This window comes from Streptomyces sp. NPDC007346, assembly GCF_040703535.1.
Classification (GTDB): domain Bacteria; phylum Actinomycetota; class Actinomycetes; order Streptomycetales; family Streptomycetaceae; genus Streptomyces.
On the sequence record NZ_JBEYKR010000045.1, the window covers coordinates 29,759 to 45,926 of the forward strand.

At 74.0% G+C, this 16,168-nt stretch carries 13 protein-coding genes; 8 read left to right on the forward strand and 5 right to left on the reverse strand.

Annotated elements, in window-relative coordinates:
* Positions 1-85: 85 nt before the first annotated feature.
* Positions 86-460 (forward strand): GntR family transcriptional regulator, encoded by a 375-nt coding sequence (locus AB0917_RS14525; RefSeq protein WP_366819879.1) that lies wholly within the window; start codon positions 86-88, stop codon positions 458-460.
* A gap of 85 nt (positions 461-545) precedes the next feature.
* Here the strand turns inward: AB0917_RS14525 and AB0917_RS14530 are convergent, their stop codons facing one another.
* A complete protein-coding gene (locus AB0917_RS14530) occupies positions 546-1,640 on the reverse strand; it encodes a DUF5925 domain-containing protein (protein WP_366819862.1) in 1,095 nt (364 codons plus the stop codon).
* A 376-nt stretch (positions 1,641-2,016) separates the two neighbouring features.
* Here AB0917_RS14530 and AB0917_RS14535 point away from each other — a divergent pair, with 376 nt between their 5' ends.
* Positions 2,017-2,820, forward strand: a complete 804-nt coding sequence (locus AB0917_RS14535) for an SGNH/GDSL hydrolase family protein (protein WP_366819863.1) — start codon at positions 2,017-2,019, stop codon at positions 2,818-2,820.
* Positions 2,821-3,062: 242 nt separating this feature from the next.
* Complete coding sequence (locus tag AB0917_RS14540) at positions 3,063-3,326, forward strand: hypothetical protein (protein WP_366819865.1); 264 nt, start codon at positions 3,063-3,065, stop codon at positions 3,324-3,326.
* A 79-nt stretch (positions 3,327-3,405) separates the two neighbouring features.
* On the opposite strand, the gene AB0917_RS14545 is transcribed toward AB0917_RS14540, so the two are convergent.
* The 4 genes from AB0917_RS14545 to hmgA form a co-directional block, all read right to left on the reverse strand.
* Complete coding sequence (locus tag AB0917_RS14545; protein WP_366819867.1) at positions 3,406-4,620, reverse strand: CaiB/BaiF CoA-transferase family protein; 1,215 nt, start codon at positions 4,618-4,620, stop codon at positions 3,406-3,408.
* A 149-nt stretch (positions 4,621-4,769) separates the two neighbouring features.
* On the reverse strand, positions 4,770-6,140 hold the full coding sequence (locus AB0917_RS14550; RefSeq protein WP_366819869.1) for a type ISP restriction/modification enzyme: 1,371 nt from the start codon (positions 6,138-6,140) through the stop codon (positions 4,770-4,772).
* 91 nt (positions 6,141-6,231) lie between these two features.
* Positions 6,232-7,170, reverse strand: a complete 939-nt coding sequence (locus AB0917_RS14555; RefSeq protein WP_366819870.1) for a GntR family transcriptional regulator — start codon at positions 7,168-7,170, stop codon at positions 6,232-6,234.
* Positions 7,171-7,218: 48 nt separating this feature from the next.
* Entirely contained in the window at positions 7,219-8,538 is a 1,320-nt protein-coding gene (gene hmgA, locus AB0917_RS14560) for a homogentisate 1,2-dioxygenase (RefSeq protein ID WP_366819871.1), read from the reverse strand.
* Positions 8,539-8,759: 221 nt separating this feature from the next.
* Between hmgA and AB0917_RS14565 the strand changes: the two genes are divergently transcribed.
* From AB0917_RS14565 to AB0917_RS14585, 5 genes are all read left to right on the forward strand, one after another.
* Positions 8,760-9,380: a TetR/AcrR family transcriptional regulator gene (locus AB0917_RS14565; RefSeq protein WP_366819872.1), complete on the forward strand. Its 621-nt coding sequence runs from the start codon at positions 8,760-8,762 to the stop codon at positions 9,378-9,380.
* 171 nt (positions 9,381-9,551) lie between these two features.
* Complete coding sequence (locus AB0917_RS14570; RefSeq protein ID WP_366819873.1) at positions 9,552-11,732, forward strand: molybdopterin-dependent oxidoreductase; 2,181 nt, start codon at positions 9,552-9,554, stop codon at positions 11,730-11,732.
* Positions 11,733-11,895: 163 nt separating this feature from the next.
* Positions 11,896-13,284: an ABC transporter ATP-binding protein gene (locus AB0917_RS14575; protein ID WP_366819874.1), complete on the forward strand. Its 1,389-nt coding sequence runs from the start codon at positions 11,896-11,898 to the stop codon at positions 13,282-13,284.
* Positions 13,285-13,464: 180 nt separating this feature from the next.
* Positions 13,465-14,859, forward strand: a complete 1,395-nt coding sequence (locus AB0917_RS14580; protein ID WP_366819876.1) for an aldehyde dehydrogenase family protein — start codon at positions 13,465-13,467, stop codon at positions 14,857-14,859.
* Positions 14,860-14,951: 92 nt separating this feature from the next.
* Positions 14,952-16,031 carry a Zn-dependent alcohol dehydrogenase gene (locus tag AB0917_RS14585; RefSeq protein ID WP_366819877.1) on the forward strand — a complete coding sequence of 360 codons (1,080 nt, stop codon included), beginning with the start codon at positions 14,952-14,954 and terminating at the stop codon, positions 16,029-16,031.
* The last annotated feature ends 137 nt before the right edge of the window (positions 16,032-16,168 follow it).

The window sequence follows — 16,168 nt, forward strand, 5'->3', positions numbered from 1 at the left end:
CGCGTGGCCCCGCCACGGCCGCCTCCCCTTTTTTCCCGCCGTCGGCGCACCCGTGGGGGACAATCGGCCCGTGACTGAGAAGCCCGTGACTGAGAAGATCGTCCTGGACCCGGACTCCGGCGTCGCCCCGTACGAGCAACTGCGCGCCCAGCTCTCCGAACAGGCCCGTTCCGGCGTGCTCCCGGTCGGCCACCGGCTTCCGACCGTACGCGGCTTCGCCGAGGAGCTGGGCCTCGCCGCCAACACCGTGGCCAAGGCCTACCGTGCGCTGGAGGCCGACGGCGTGATCGAGACCCGGGGGCGCAACGGCACCTTCGTCGCGGCCGCCGGGGGAGCGGCCGAGCAGAAGGCCGCCGCAGCGGCGCAGGGTTACGCGGAGGCCGCCCAGCGGCTCGGGCTGCCCCGGGACCGGGCGCTGTCGCTCGCCCAGGACGCGGTACGGGCCGCGTACGCGCGCTGACTCGGCCTGTGCTGACTCGGCCTGTGCTCACCGGGCTCGTGCCGACCCGACAGGCGTCACCCCCACCGGCGCCGCCCCACCGGCGTTACAGATACAACCCCGCGTCCGCCCCCGCGTCCTGCTTCGGCACCGACGCGGGGCCGATGCCCCGGCGCAGCGCGTACAGCTCGGCGAGCGAGCTGCCCTCCCGGCTCACGCCCTCCTCCGTACCCAGCCAGGCCACCGACTCCTGGCGGGTCAGCGGGCCCACCTCGATCCGGGCCAGGCAGCGGCCCGGCCGGACGACCGCCGGGTGCAGCCGCTCCAGGTCCTCGTTGGTGGTGACCCCCACCAGCACGTTCCGGCCCTGGCCGAGCAGTCCGTCCGTCAGGTTCAGCAGCCGGGACAGGGCCTGGCCCGCCGTGTGCTTGGCCTCGCCCCGGATCAGCTCGTCGCAGTCCTCCAGGAGCAGCAGCCGCCACCGGCCCTTCGCCGTGCCGTCGTCCTCACCGATCGCGATGTCCATCAGATAGCCGACGTCGTTGAAGAGCCGCTCCGGGTCCAGCACGCAGTCGACCTGGCACCAGTCGCGCCACGAGCGGGCCAGGGTGCGCAGCGCGGACGTCTTGCCGGTGCCCGGCGGCCCGTGCAGCAGGAGCAGCCGGCCCGCGATGTCGTCCGGGGTGATCTTCATCAGCCGCTCCATGGCATCGGCCACCGGGGCGGTGTAGTTGGGGCGGACCTCGTCCCAGCTCCCGGCGGTGATCCGCCGGGTGGTGCGGTAGGGGCCGCGGCGCGGGGAGACGTACCAGAAGCCCATGGTCACGTTGTCGGGCTGCGGCTCCGGTTCGTCCTGGGCGCCGTCGGTCGCCTGCCCGAGGACCTTCTCCGCCAGCTCGGCGCTGGTCGCGGTGACCGTGACGTCCGCGCCCCGGTTCCACCGCGAGATCAGCAGGGTCCAGCCGTCGCCCTCGGCCAGCGTGGCGCTGCGGTCGTCGTCACGGGCGGCCCGCAGCACCGAGGCGTGCGGGGGCAGCAGGGTCGCCCCGGCCTTGACCCGGTCGAGGGAGGAGCTGTGGGAGTACGGCTGCTCGCCCGTCGCGAAGCGGCCGAGGAAGAGCGCGTCGACGACGTCGGAGGGGGAGTCGCTGTCGTCGACGGTGAGCCGGATCGGCAGAGCGGACTCAGGGTTGGCTGGCATGGCGCCCATGATCCGGCACGGGGGCACCCCGCGCACCCAGGTTTCACCTGCCCGGCCGGGCCGGACGCCGGGCAGGTCGTACGGCGGCCCGGCACGCCGGCTCCGTACGCGGTGCGGGTGCGCCGTCCACCCCCCCGGTACCCGCCGTCCACCCCCCCCGTACCCGCCGTGCCCGCCGTCCACGCCCCGTGCCCGCCGCACACGTCGTACGCGCCGGAGGTGACGCGACGCCACCGGCGCGTCAAGGAGCGCCCGTTGAACTCCTGGGGGCGGGAAGAAGCACTCACCACCTATTTTTGGCATGAACACTTCCAATGAGCCGGGCGCACTGCTACTACGGAGTAACGCAGATATCCCCTGCTCAAGGAGTCCCCCCATGAAAATGTCCAGACTCGTGGCATTCTCGTCCTCGCTCCTGCTCGGTGCCGCCCTCGCCCTGACCGGTGCGGGGATCGCGAACGCCGACTCCTCCGTCAAGGCCGTCGACTACGTCGCCCTCGGCGACTCGTACTCCTCCGGCGTCGGGGCGGGCAGCTACGACGGCTCCAGCTGCAAGCGCAGCAGCCGCGCCTTCCCAGCCCTCTGGGCCGCCGCCAACTCCCCCGCCTCGTTCCACTTCGCCGCCTGCTCCGGTGCCCGGACCAACGACGTCACGAGCGGTCAGCTCGGCCAGCTGAACGCCTCCACCGACCTCGTCTCGATCTCCATCGGCGGCAACGACGCGGGCTTCGCCGACGTCATGACGACCTGTGTCCTGCAGTCCGAGGCCACCTGCCTCAACCGGGTCGCCACGGCCCGCGCCTACGTGGACTCGACCCTGCCCGCCCGGCTCGACTCCGTGTACGCCGCCATCAAGGCCAAGGCCCCCTCCGCCCGGGTCGTCGTCCTCGGCTACCCCCGCTTCTACCAGCTCGGCGGCGGCTGCCTGGCGGGCCTCAGTGAGGCCGAGCGCTCCGCCATCAACGGCGCCTCCGACCACCTGAACACCGCCACCGCCAAGCGCGCCGCCGACCACGGCTTCACCTTCGGTGACGTCAGGCCGGCCTTCACCGGACATGAGATCTGCTCGAGCAACTCCTGGTTGCACAGCGTGAACTGGCTCAACATCGGTGAGTCCTACCACCCGACCGCCGCCGGACAGTCGGGCGGATATCTGCCTGTCTTCAACTCGGCGGCCTGACAGGCGAGTTGGTCTACAACTCATCCCACCGGGCGGGAGGCCCCGGCCGCCGGGGCCTCCCGTTCCGTCGAACAACCCATCCGAACTGTCCGAAGTCGCCCTGGAATCGGGCGGATTCGGCAACTGGTCGTCAACCTCCGTAAGTGTGTGCTCGATCCGGTGGGCGGGATACCCGTGTGTCACCGTGGGGCGATAGGGTTAACCTGCCCGGACCGGGTGCCCTCGTACGGGTGGGGAGTGACATGGAACAGATAACGGCGCGGAGCAGGCCGCGAGTGCCTGCCATCACATGCGGAAGCGGTGCGACGAGTACGCGCCTGGACCGCCATCTCGCGGTGCTCGGCGGCCCTGTCGTCCCGCAGCGCGAGTCGGCGGAAGCGACGCTGCTGATGCGTGAGCTGACCTCGCGTGATGCCGCGCGCACCCGCCGGAGCCGGAGCGCCCGTGTGTCGCTCTTCGCGCCGCTGCGGCGACTGCGGCGTTCGCTCTTCGGTAGCCGCCACTGACCGACGCCACGTCGACCACCGGGCCGGCCCACCGCTCGGGGCGGCCCTACCGCTCGGGGCCTCCCGCCGCAGGGGCGGCTCAGGCGATCACCCCGTCCCGGCGCAGCACCGCTGCCTGCTCGTCCGTCATCCCCAGGGCTCGCAGCAGCGCATCGGTGTGTTCACCCAGCGCCGGTACGGCACCCATCCGAGGCTCCGCCCCGCCCGGCAGCGTGATCGGCGGCAGCAACGCCCGCAACGGCCCGACCGGTGACCCCACTTCCCGCCACCGGCCCCGCGCCGCCAGCTGCGGATGGGCCGCCACATCGGCCACCGTGTTCAGCCGGGCACACGCGATGCCCGCCGCCTCCAGCGCGTCCAGCGCCTCCTGACCCGTCAGCCGCGCCAGCGCCCGCCCCACCACCTCGTCGGTCCGCTTCCGGTTCGCGGTGCGCGCGGTGTTCGTCGCGAAGGCCGGATCGGCGGCCAACTCGGGGAGACCGAGCACCTGTTCGGCGAGCCGGCGCCACTCCCGGTCGTTCTGCACGGAGAGCAGCACCTGCTGACCGTCGGCCGTGCCGTAGGCGTCGTACGGAGCGATCACCGAATGCGCGAGCCCCGTACGCGGCGGGGGAGGGGCCCCGTGCATCCCCTGGTGCAGCGGATGCCCCATCCACTCGGCCAGCGCGTCCAGCATGGAGACCTCCACCGGCCCGCCCCGCCCGGTCGTTCCCCTCCGCAGCAGCGCCGCCAGCACCCCGGAGAACGCGTACATCGCCGCCGCGATGTCCGCCGCCGGAACGCCCGCCTTCACCGGCTGCTCGGCGGTCCCGGTGACGGAGACCAGGCCCGCTTCGCACTGCACGAGCATGTCGTAGGCCCGCTTGTGCGCGTACGGTCCGCTCTCCCCGTAGCCGGAGATGTCCACGGCCACCAGCCGCGGGTGCGCCGCGCAGAGCGTGGCGGCGTCCAGCCCGAGCCGGGCCGCCGCGCCCTGGGCCAGGTTCTGTACGAACACATCGGCGCCGGCGACCAGTTCACGTACCACCGCCAGACCGCGCGGGTCCTTCAGGTCGACCGCCAGGGACTCCTTGCCCCGGTTGCACCAGACGAAGTGCGAGGCGAGTCCGCGCGCGGCCGTGTCGTATCCGCGCGCGAAGTCGCCGCCGTCGGGGCGCTCCACCTTGATCACCCTGGCCCCGAGGTCGGCGAGCTGGCGCGTGGCGAAGGGGGCCGCCACCGCCTGCTCGACGGCCACCACGGTGATGCCGTCGAGGGGGAGAGGGGCCAGTGGCGGGCGCGGCTGAGTGCTCATGGCCCGTGCTTACCCTGCCGACCGGCCCTTTCGCCACCTCGCGGCCTCGCCACTTCGCCACCTCGCGGCCTCGCGACCTCGCCCTTTCGCCGCCTCGCGAACTCGCCACTTCGCCACCTCGCCACCTTCGCGGCAGGGGGCCGCCGCCCTCACAGCAGTGCGAACTGCCCCTCCGGACCCTCCTCCTGGTGGCCGAGGACCGAGGCGGGGCGCCGTACGGAGGCCGGGACCGGCAGCACCCCGGCCGCCCGCAGCTCGTCCCGGGAGATCAGGGGCGCCCCCTCCAGCCGGGCCCGCAACGCCTCCTGCCGGGGGCGCAGACCGTCCAGGAGCGCCAGTACGGAGATGAGCTCCAGCAGCTCCGAGGTCCACTCCGGGGTCCACCCGCGCGCCCCGACCGCATCGAGCCCGTCCGCGTCCGCCCCCTCGGGAACCGCGCCCACCGCGGCCGCCACCCGGCGCCCGAACCAGAGCTCCAGCACCCGTACACCGCTCACCGTGAAGGCCCAGGCCCCTGCGGGCACCGGCGAGATCCGGCCATCGCCGATGAGCAGGGCCTCGGCCTCCGCGTCGTACGCGATCCCGGCCGGGCGGACCGGGAGTGCCGCCCGCACATACGGCCTGCGGCCGCCCGGCAGCCGGGGCCGCTCCCCGCCCCGGGCCCCGCGCAGCTGGAGCCGCAGCAGCTCCCGGCCGAGCTCCACCCCGGCCGTCCACACCTCGGCGTCGGCGGGCAGCGGGACCCGGCAGCCGGACGGGGAGGGCAGGGCGGCGGCCAGGATCCAGGCCAGTACGGATGCGGGGTCCACCTCCGGTCCCAGCCGTGCGCGCAGCACGTCCAGGAGCCCCGGTGCCAGGTTGGGGTCGGTGGCGCCGGGCCGCCGGTACAGCGGCCGGATCCGGCCCGGACGTCCGGCGGGGGAGTGCCCGTCGGGGAGCAGGTGGGTCACCGACAGGGCGGGCCCGGCGGCCCGGGGCACGTAACCGTGTTCGACCACGAAGAGCTGCCGCTCGTCGCCGACCCGCCACAGCTCCGGGCGGGCCGCGTCGATCAGCCGGTGGTCGGGGAGCAGCCACTGCTCGTCGAACGGGCCGTGCGCGATCCGTACGGGATCGGGGCAGACACCCGGCTCACGGGCGAAGCGGCCCGTGCCCGGGGAGCTGTCCGTGCCGGTGGGGCCGCCGATGCCGATGCCGACGCCGGTGGGGCTGCTTGTGCCGGTGGCACGGCCCGTGTCGGTGGAGCGGCCCGTGCCCGGGGAGCGGCCGGGCAGCGCCGCGACCGGTGTGTGCGGTGTACGGGAGCGGCTCGGGCAGAACAGCCGCTCCTGCTCGGCGCCCTCGGCGGCGGCCAGCCGTTCCCAGCGGGCCCGGAGCGCGGCGGGGTCGGGGCCGCTCACCCAGGAGCGGCCGGTTCTCAGCGGCCGTACCGACCACGGCATCAGCTCGTCCAGCGGCACGGTCCTCGCGTCCTCGCCCGACCCGGACGCTGCCGTCGCCGCCGTCCTGCGCGCTGCCACCGAGCCGTCCTCCCCAGTCCGCTCTCCGCCGACCCTGTCCGCCGTGAACCGTTCGCATCGTAACGGCGGGCCGGGCGCCCCGGGGGCCCGGTCAGTGGGCCTCCACCGTCACGGAGAACGAGAACCGGTCGCCCCGGTAGCGGATCCGGGCCACATCCACGACGCGCCCCTCCTCGTCGTACGTCACGCCCGTGTAGTGCAGGATCGGGCTGAGCAGCGGCACCTGGAGGAGTTCGGCGGTGACCGGGTCGGCGAGCCGGGCCTCCACCGTGTCGGTGATCCGGGAGATCGTGACCCCGACGACATCGCGCAGCACCTTGGTCATCGGCCAGCGTTCGAGGTCGGCCACGTCGATCCGGGCGGCGATGTCGGAACGCACCGCGTTCTCGGCCCAGTTGGTCGGCTCGTCGCTCTCGCCGTCGCGGCGCAGCCGCCGGTAGCTGACCACCTCGCCGCAGTCCGGGAAGAACTCGGCGAGATCGCCCGGCACCGGCATCGCGCCGTGGCCGAGAACCGTCGTCGCCTCCCCGGACTGCTGGGCGACGATCGCGTCGACCGAGCCCAGCAGCCGGACCGGGGAGACCCGCCGGGCGCGCGGCTCGATGAACGTGCCGCGCCGCCGGTGCCGGCTGATCAGCCCCTCCGTCTCCAGCTCCTTGAGGGCCTGGCGCATCGTGAGCACGCTGACCCCGTAGTGGGCGGCGAGCTGCTCCTCGGTGGGCAGCCGGGGGGAGGCGTCCTGCGGGCGGCCGAGTATGGAGGCCCGCAGCGACTGGGAGACCTGGTACCAGAGCGGCAGCTTCCGGTTGAGGACGAGCGAGTCGGGGGCGAAGGCGGGCGGGTGCGGCCGGCCCGCCGGGCTCGCCTCGCCCCCGGCGCCCGCGTCCCCGGTGCCCGCGTCCGCGCGCCCGCCCGCCCCGGCGTCCGAGCCCTGGGACTCCGCCTCGGGGTCCGTGCTCCCGGACCCCGCGCCGGCGTCCGCGCCCCCGCCCGTCCCCGCCCCGGTCGTCGTCTCATGGCTCTCTGTCACGTCGTCCCCGTCCCGTGCTCCGGGCACCTCCGGCCGCCTGGCCTGTTCCTACGGCCGGAAGTTGCGGCTCAGACCCTGCCACACGTCGTCGTAGCCGCGCTGCAGGTGGTCGGCGCCGGCCGCCTGCGGGGTCGCGATGATGGGCCAGCGGGTCTCGAACATGAAGGCCAGCCCGTTCTCGATCTTCTGCGGCTTCAGCTCCGCCGCGCTCGCCCGGTCGAAGGTCTCACGGTCCGGTCCATGGGCCGACATCATGTTGTGCAGCGAGCCGCCGCCGGGGACGAAGCCGTCGGCCTTCGCGTCGTACGCGCCGTCGATCAGCCCCATGTACTCGCTCATCACGTTCCGGTGGAAGTACGGCGGCCGGAAGGTGTCCTCGCCGACCAGCCAGCGCGGGGCGAAGACGACGAAGTCGACACCGGCCAGGCCGGGGGTGTCGGACGGGGAGGTCAGCACGGTGAAGATCGAGGGGTCGGGGTGGTCGTAGCTGATCGAGCCGATGACGTTGAACCGGCGCAGGTCGTAGACGTACGGGGCGTGGGTGCCGTACCAGGCGACGACGTCGAGCGGGGAGTGGCCGTACGTGGCCGTCCAGAGGTTCCCGCAGAACTTGTTGACCACCTCCACCGGCCGGTCCTCGTCCTCGTACGCGGCGACGGGCGCCAGGAAGTCCCGGGCGTGCGCCAGGCCGTTGGCGCCGATCGGCCCCAGGTCCGGGAGCGCGAACGGGCGGCCGTAGTTCTCGCAGACGTACCCGCGTGCGGTCTCCTCCAGCAGCTCCACCCGGAAGCGGACGCCCCGCGGGATCAGCGCGACGTGGCCCGGTTCGGCGCGCAGCAGGCCCAGCTCGGTGCGGAGCAGCAGCCCGCCGTGCTCCGGGACGATCAGCAGCTCGCCGTCGGAGTCGCTGAACACCCGGTCCACCATGGAAGAGTTGGCGTGGTAGAGGTGCACCGCCATGCCGGTGCGCTGGGCGGCGTCACCGTTGCCGCCCAGGGTCCACAGCCCGCTGACGAAGTCCGTGCCGGGCGCGGGGGCGGGGAGAGGGTTCCAGCGGAGCCGGTTCGGGTCCGGCACGCTCTCGGTGAACGGCGCCGTCCGCAGATTGCCGTTGTCGGTCCGGGTGAAGGCCGGGTGTACGGCGGAGGGGCGGATCCGGTAGAGCCAGGAGCGGCGGTTGTCGGCGCGGGGCTCGGTGAAGGCGGAGCCGCTCAGCTGCTCCGCGTAGAGGCCGAGGGGGGCGCGCTGGGGTGAGTTGCGGCCGTGCGGCAGCGCCCCCGCAACCGCCTCCGAGCTGTGCTCGTTGCCGAAACCGGAGGAGTACGTCAGCCCCTCCGCCGTCTTCCTCGCCTGGTCGATGCCGCTCATCCCGCACTCCCGGTGCCCATGAAGCCCTCGGATCCGCCGGACAACGAATCCTATGGGACACCGTAGGAATAGGAAGCGGGCGCGTCAACGGCATGGATCACGCCATTCGGGGGACGGCGGGGCGTCCGACCGGGTGTGCGAGGGGCGCGCGGGCGCCCGGAAGGCCTGCCCGGCGGCCCGGGTGGGAGGGGCGCGCCACCCCTCCGGGGGCCCACGGCATCATGGGGGCCGTGTCCCACCCGAACCCGAACCTCCGCCGCGCCCCCGTGCAGCAGCGCAGTGCCGACCGGCTCGCCCGGATACTCGACGCCTGCGCCGGACTGCTCGACGAGATCGGTTACGAGCAGCTCTCCACCCGCGACGTCGCCCTGCGCGCCGGGGTGCCCATCGGTTCCGTCTACCGCTTCTTCTCCAACAAGCGGGCGCTCGTCGAGGCCCTCGCGCTGCGCAACCTGGAGCTCTACGCCGAGCGCATCACCGAGCGGTTCGACACCCTCCCCGCCGAGGACTGGCGCGGGGCCATCGACGCGGTGCTGGACGAGTACCTGGCGATGAAGCGGACCGTGCCCGGCTTCGCCCTGGTCGACTTCGGGCCCCCGTCGCCCGCCGAGGACGCGGCGGACGACGCCAACCGCCGCCTGGCGGGCCGGCTCACCGAGCTCATCGCCGGACACCTCGGCCGCACCCCCGGTCCGGAGCTGCCGCGGGCCATCCTGGTGAGCGTCGAGGCCGCCGACGCGCTGCTCCAGCTCGCCTTCCGTACGGACCCGTCGGGGGATCCGGCGATCGTCGCCGAGACGCGGACGCTGGTACGGGCGTACCTCGCGCAGATCCTGGACTGAGGGCGGCGAGGGGGCGGGGCTCCGGGCGGGGGCGGGCGCCACGTGCCCGGCCTCCAGCACCTCCCCACCATGCGTACCGGTCGGTATGCTCGCCGTGCCGGGCCGCTCGTCGGCCCGGTCCACATCCGCGTGCCGTCACCGCCGTCACCGCCGTCGCCCCGGGGAGGGCCCATGTCCCACCACTCCCGTACCGCACCGCGTATCTGCCCCCTCTGCGAGGCCACCTGCGGCCTCACCCTCACCATCGAGGGCACCACCGTCACCGGGGCGCGCGGCGACCGCGACGACATCTTCAGCCGGGGCTTCGTCTGCCCCAAGGGGGCGTCCTTCGGAGGCCTGGACGCCGACCCCGACCGGCTGCGCGGTCCGCTCGTGCGGGGTGAGGACGGGGAGCTGCGGGAGGCGACCTGGAGCGAGGCGTTCGACCGGATCGCCGCCCGCATACCGGCCCTGGCCGAGGCCCACGGCCCGCAGGCCGTCGGGGTGGTGCTCGGCAACCCCAACGTCCACACCATGGCGGGCTCCCTCTACCCGCCCCTGCTGCTCGCCGCCCTGCGCACCCGCAACGTCTTCACGGCGAGCACCCTGGACCAGATGCCCAAACACGTCTCCAGCGGGCTGCTGTTCGGGGACGCCAACGCCATCCCCGTACCGGACCTCGACCGCACCGACCACCTCCTCCTCATCGGCGCCAACCCGCTGGAGTCCAACGGCAGCCTCTGCACCGCGCCCGACTTCCCCGGCCGCCTCAAGGCGCTGCGCCGGCGCGGTGGCACCCTCACCGTCATCGACCCGCGCCGCACCCGTACCGCCCGCCTCGCCGACCGGCACGTGGCGATCCGGCCGGGGGCCGACGCGCTGCTGCTCGCCGCGATGGCCCACGTCCTGCTCCAGGAGAAGCTCGCCGACCCCGGCCCGCTCGCCGAGCACCTGGCGGGGACGGACGAACTCGCCTCGGCCCTGGCCGACTTCACCCCGGACGCGGTCGCCGCCGCCTGCGACGTGGACGCGGCCACCATCACCGCCCTCGCCCGGGAACTGGCCGCCGCCCCCACCGCCGCCGTCTACGGGCGGATCGGCAGCTGCACCGTCGAGCACGGCACCCTCGCCAGCTGGCTGGTCGACGTCCTCAACATCCTCACCGGCAACCTCGACCGCCCCGGCGGCGCGCTGTTCCCCCTCTCCGCGACGGCCCGCGCACCCCGCCCCGCCGCCCCCGGCAAGGGCTTCGCCCTCGGCCGCTGGGCGAGCCGGGTCTCCGGCCACCCCGAGGCCAAGGGGGAACTCCCCACCGCCGCCCTGGCCGAGGAGATCGAGACGCCGGGCGAGGGCCGCATCCGCGCCCTGGTCGTGCTCGCCGCCAACCCGGTCCTCTCCGCGCCCGACGGCGACCGGCTCGACGCGGCCCTCGCCGGCCGGCTCGACTTCATGGTCAGCGTCGACCCGTACCTGAACGAGACCTCCCGCCACGCGGACGTCGTACTGCCCCCGCCGCCACCGTCGCAGAGCGCCCACTTCGACTTCGCGCTCAACTCCTTCGCCGTGCGCAACCAGGTCCGCTACACCCGGGCGCCGATGCCGCTGGAGGACGGGCGGATGGACGAGAGCGAGATCCACGCCCGGCTGATCCTCGCGGTGAGCGGGAGGCACGGCGCCCCGCCCTCCGACGTCGACGACCGGGCCGTCTCCACCGCGCTCACCCGGGCCGGTGCCCCGCAGGAGCTGGCCGGCGAGCTGACCGGTCGGAGCGGACCCGAACGCCGCCTCGACCTCGCGCTGCGGCTCGGCCCGTACGGTCTGACGCTGGAGGAACTCCTCGCCCACCCGCACGGCATCGACCTCGGCCCGCTGAAGCCCCGCATCCCGGAGGTCCTGCGCACCCGCTCCGGCCGCGTCGAACTGCTCCCCGCCCCGATCGCCGCCGACCTGCCGCGCCTGCGCCGGGCGCTGGGCGAGAGGCCCGCCCCGCTCGTCCTCGTCGGCCGCCGCCATCTGCGCTCCAACAACAGCTGGATGCACAACGTCGGATCGCTCACCGGCGGCTCCAACGTCTGCACCCTCCAGATCCACCCCGACGACGCGGCCCGGCTCGGACTGGTGGACGGGGCCACCGTCCGGATCGAGTCGGCGGGCGGCGGGATCGAGGCCCCCGCCGAGATCACCGACACCGTACGCAGCGGGGTGGTGAGCCTCCCGCACGGCTGGGGCCACAGCCGCCCCGGGACCCGGATGGCGGTCGCCGCCGCCCACCCCGGGGCGAACGTGAACCAGCTGCTCGACGGCGCCCTCCTGGACCCGCTCTCCGGTACGGCCGTACTCAACGCCATCCCGGTGACGGTGACCCCGCGCTGACCGTCCTCGGCTTGAACCGGAACCACTCCTGACACACCCGTCCCGCCCGTCCCCGTACGTCCCAACCTTCGCGCGAGTCATTCCCACACCCCGCCCGGTGGGCTAACTTCCCTCCACAGCCGCTCCCCACCGCGACGCACACCTTCATCCCGGGCGGACCTTCATGACGCGCGCCATCTCCCTGCACCATGTCAGCAAGAGCTACGGCCGGGACCGGCGTGCCGTCGACCGGTTCACGCTCTCCATCGACCCCGGCGAGTTCGTCGTGCTGCTCGGCCCCTCCGGCTGCGGCAAGTCGACCGTGCTGCGCATGATCGCGGGCCTCGAGGAGATCAGCGAGGGCGAGCTGCTGCTCGACGGCGAGTTCGCCAACCACATCCCGCCGCGCGAACGGCGGATGGCCATGGTGTTCCAGAACTTCGCGCTGTACCCGAGCATGACCAACCGCGCCAACATCGGCTTCCCGCTGAGGCTGGAGAACCCGCGCGAGGACAACACCGCGCGGATCGAGGCCACCGCCCGGATGCTCGGCATCGAGCACGTACTCGACCGCTTCCCGGGCCAGCTCTCCGGCGGGGAGCGCCAGCGCGTGGCGATGGGCCGGGCCATCTCCCGCAGGCCCTCGGTCTTCCTGATGGACGAACCGCTCTCCAACCTGGACGCCAAGCTCCGCAACCACCTGCGCGCCGAGATCGCCCTGCTCACCCGGGAACTCGGCGTCACCACCGTCTACGTGACGCACGACCAGGCCGAGGCGATGTCGCTGGGCGACCGGGTGGCGGTGATGCGCGGCGGTGTCCTGCAACAGGTCAGCCCGCCCCGGGAGGTCTACGCGCTGCCCGACAACGTCTTCGTGGCCGCGTTCATCGGCACCCCGCGGATCAACCTCCTCCAGGCCGTGGTCCACGCCCCGCTGGAGGGGCGGATGTCCATCGACCTCGGCCGCCAGCGGCTCGCCCTTCCCGAACCCCTCAGCCCCGACCACCAGTTGCTCCGCATCCAGCAGGGCCGCCGGATCATCGTGGGGCTGCGCTCGGAGGCGGTCCGGATCGCCCCGCCGAGCCAGGCCCGCCCCGGTGAGGTGGCGCTCAGCGGGATCGTCGAGCACGTCGAGTACCAGGGCCACGAGGCGCTGGTCCACCTCGCCACCGGCTCCCGGGCCGCCGTCGTCCCGGACCTCGAATCGGCCCGGCCGCGGGCCATGCCCCGGCGCCGCAAGGCCGCCGCGGGCCGTCCCGGCGGCGGGCCCGGCGGCCAGGGAGGTCTCGGTGCCCTCGGTGTCCTGGAGCGGCTGAAGGGGCGGGCCGGGGCACGGATCAGCGGCCCCGTCGTCACCCTCGACGAACCCGCCCCGGACCCGGCGGCGGTCCGCACCCCGGACCGGCCCTCCGTCGTCTCCGGCGACCTGGTGGTCCGCACCGGCCCCGACATGCGGCTGCGCACCGGCGGCCAGGTGCCGCTGCTGGTCGACCTGGCCCACCTGTACGTCTTCGACCACTACGGCCGCCGCATCTGCCCGCTGCCGCGGGATGTGCCCGGACTGGACAACTGACCACGGGCCGCGCCGCCCTCCCGTAGGCGTGACCGGCGTGACCGGCGTGACCGGTGTCTCCGGGAGCTCCCTGGCGCCAGAAAACTAACAGCGCTAGTTTGGGCGGGTGCGACGGTGCCCCGTGCCCGCCGTACGGCTTCGCTTCGGCGCTCCGCACAGTTTGTCCGGGAGGAAACAGCCATGAAGGCCCATGACCAGATGTACATCGGCGGCGCGTGGCGGCCCGCCGCCGGCCAGGACACGATCGCGGTCGTGAACCCGGCCGACGAGCAGCTCATCGGCCACGTGCCGGCGGGCACGGCCGAGGACGTCGACGCGGCGGTCCGGGCCGCGCGCGCCGCGTTCCCCGGCTGGGCCGCCACCCCGCCCGCCGAGCGCGCCGCCCGGCTCTCCGCCCTGAGCGACGCACTGGCCGCCCGCAAGGACGAGCTGGCCGAGACCATCACGGCCGAGCTGGGCTCGCCGCTGCCGCTCTCGCAGATGGTCCACGCGGCCGTCCCCGTCCTGGTCGCCGCCTCGTACGCCGAACTGGCCGCCTCGTACGCCTTCGAGGAGAGGATCGGCAACTCCACCGTGCTGCTGGAGCCGGTCGGGGTCGTCGGCGCGATCACCCCCTGGAACTACCCGCTCCACCAGATCGTCGCCAAGGTCGCCCCCGCGCTCGCCGCCGGCTGCACGGTCGTCCTCAAGCCGGCCGAGGACACCCCGCTCACCGCCCAGCTCTTCGCCGAGGCCACCGAGGCCGCCGGGCTGCCCGCCGGGGTCTTCAACCTCGTCACCGGCCTCGGCCCGGTCGCCGGTCAGGCGCTCGCCGAGCACGAGGACGTCGACCTGGTCTCGTTCACCGGATCGACCGCCGTGGGCAGGCGGATCGGCGCCACTGCCGGAGGAGCGGTCAAGCGCGTCGCGCTCGAACTCGGCGGCAAGTCCGCCAACGTGATCCTGCCCGGCGCCGACCTGGCCAAGGCGGTCAACGTGGGCATCGCCAACGTGATGACCAACTCCGGTCAGACGTGCAGCGCCTGGACCCGGATGCTGGTCGACGACGAGCGGTACGAGGAGGCCGTGACGATCGCTCGGGCCGCCGTCGCCAAGTACGTACCCGGCGAGCGGGTCGGTCCGCTCGTCAACGCCGAGCAGCGGGCCCGGGTGCGCGGCTACATCGAGAAGGGGGTCGAGGAGGGCGCCCGGCTGGTCGCCGGAGGCCCCGAGGCCCCCCTGGAGACGGGCTACTACGTCAGCCCCACCGTCTTCGCCGACGTCACCCCGGACATGACCATCGCCCGCGAGGAGATCTTCGGCCCGGTGGTCTCGATCCTCCGTTACGCGGACGTGGACGAGGCCCTCCAGATCGCCAACGACACCGTGTACGGGCTCGCGGGAGCCGTGTGGGCCGCCGACGACGAGCAGGCGGTGGTCTTCGCCCGCCGGATGGACACCGGGCAGGTCGACATCAACGGCGGGCGGTTCAACCCGCTGGCCCCCTTCGGCGGTTACAAGCAGTCGGGGGTGGGGCGCGAGCTGGGCCCGCACGGTCTGGCGGAGTACCTCCAGACCAAGTCGCTCCAGTTCTGAACCGCTTGCGTCCCCGCAGTCCCGAACCACTCACGTCCCGGCCGCTTCGCACCTCCTGAGCCGGCCGCCCGAAGAACCCTAGGAGCCTGTTCGTGGTCCGCGCCGCCGTACTGCCCGCCGTCGGAGCTCCGCTGGAGATCACCGACATCGTCCTGCCGGAGCCCGGCCCCGGCCAGGTGCGCATCGCACTCGCCGCGGCCGGGGTCTGCCACTCCGACCTCTCCCTCACCAACGGCACCATGCGCGTCCCGGTGCCCGCCGTCCTCGGACACGAGGGCGCCGGTACGGTCCTGGCGGTCGGCGAGGGCGTCACCCATGTCGCCCCCGGCGACGGCGTGGTGCTCAACTGGGCCCCCTCCTGCGGGGCCTGCTTCCACTGCGGGATCGGCGAGGTCTGGCTCTGCGCCGACGCCCTGAAGGGGATGGCCAACCTCCACGCCCGTACGGCGGACGGCACCGACCTCCACCCGGGCCTGAACGTGGCGGCCTTCGCGCAGGAGACCGTCGTCGCCGCCAACTGCGTGCTCCCGGCCCCCGACGGCATCCCGCTCACCGACGCCGCCCTCCTCGGCTGCGCGGTCCTGACCGGCTACGGGGCGATCCACCACAGCGCCGGGGTCCGCGAGGGCGAGAGCGTCGTGGTCTTCGGGATCGGCGGCGTCGGCCTCGCGGTGCTCCAGGCGGCCCGGATCGCGGGCGCCTCCCGGATCATCGCGGTCGACGTCTCCCCGGCCAAGGAGCAGCTGGCCCGGCAGGCGGGGGCGACCGACTACGTCGTCGCCTCCGCCACCACCCCGCGCGAGATCCGCAAGCTCACCGGCGGCCAGGGAACGGACGTCGCCGTGGAGTGCGTCGGCCGGCCCGCGACCATCCGGGCCGCCTGGGAGTCCACCCGGCGCGGCGGGCGTGCGACGGTCGTCGGGATCGGCGGCAAGGACCAGGAGGTCACCTTCAACGCCCTGGAGATCTTCCACTGGGGCCGGTCCCTGACGGGCTGCGTCTACGGCAACAGCGACCCGGCCCGCGACCTGCCGGCCCTGGCCGACCACATCCGCGCGGGCCGCTTCGACCTGTCGATGATGGTCACCGAACGGATCGCCCTGGACGGCATCCCCGCCGCCTTCGACAACATGATCGCGGGCAAGGGCGGTCGCGCCCTGGTGGTGTTCTAGGCGTCCTTCCCCACGGCCCCGGTGACGCCGCTTCCCGGTGGCCGGGTGGTCCGGCGGCCGGGTGGTCCGGTGGTCCGGCGGCCCGGCGACCCGGTGGCCCCGGGGGGCCCGGGGGGGCAGGAGAACCCGGCCCCCCC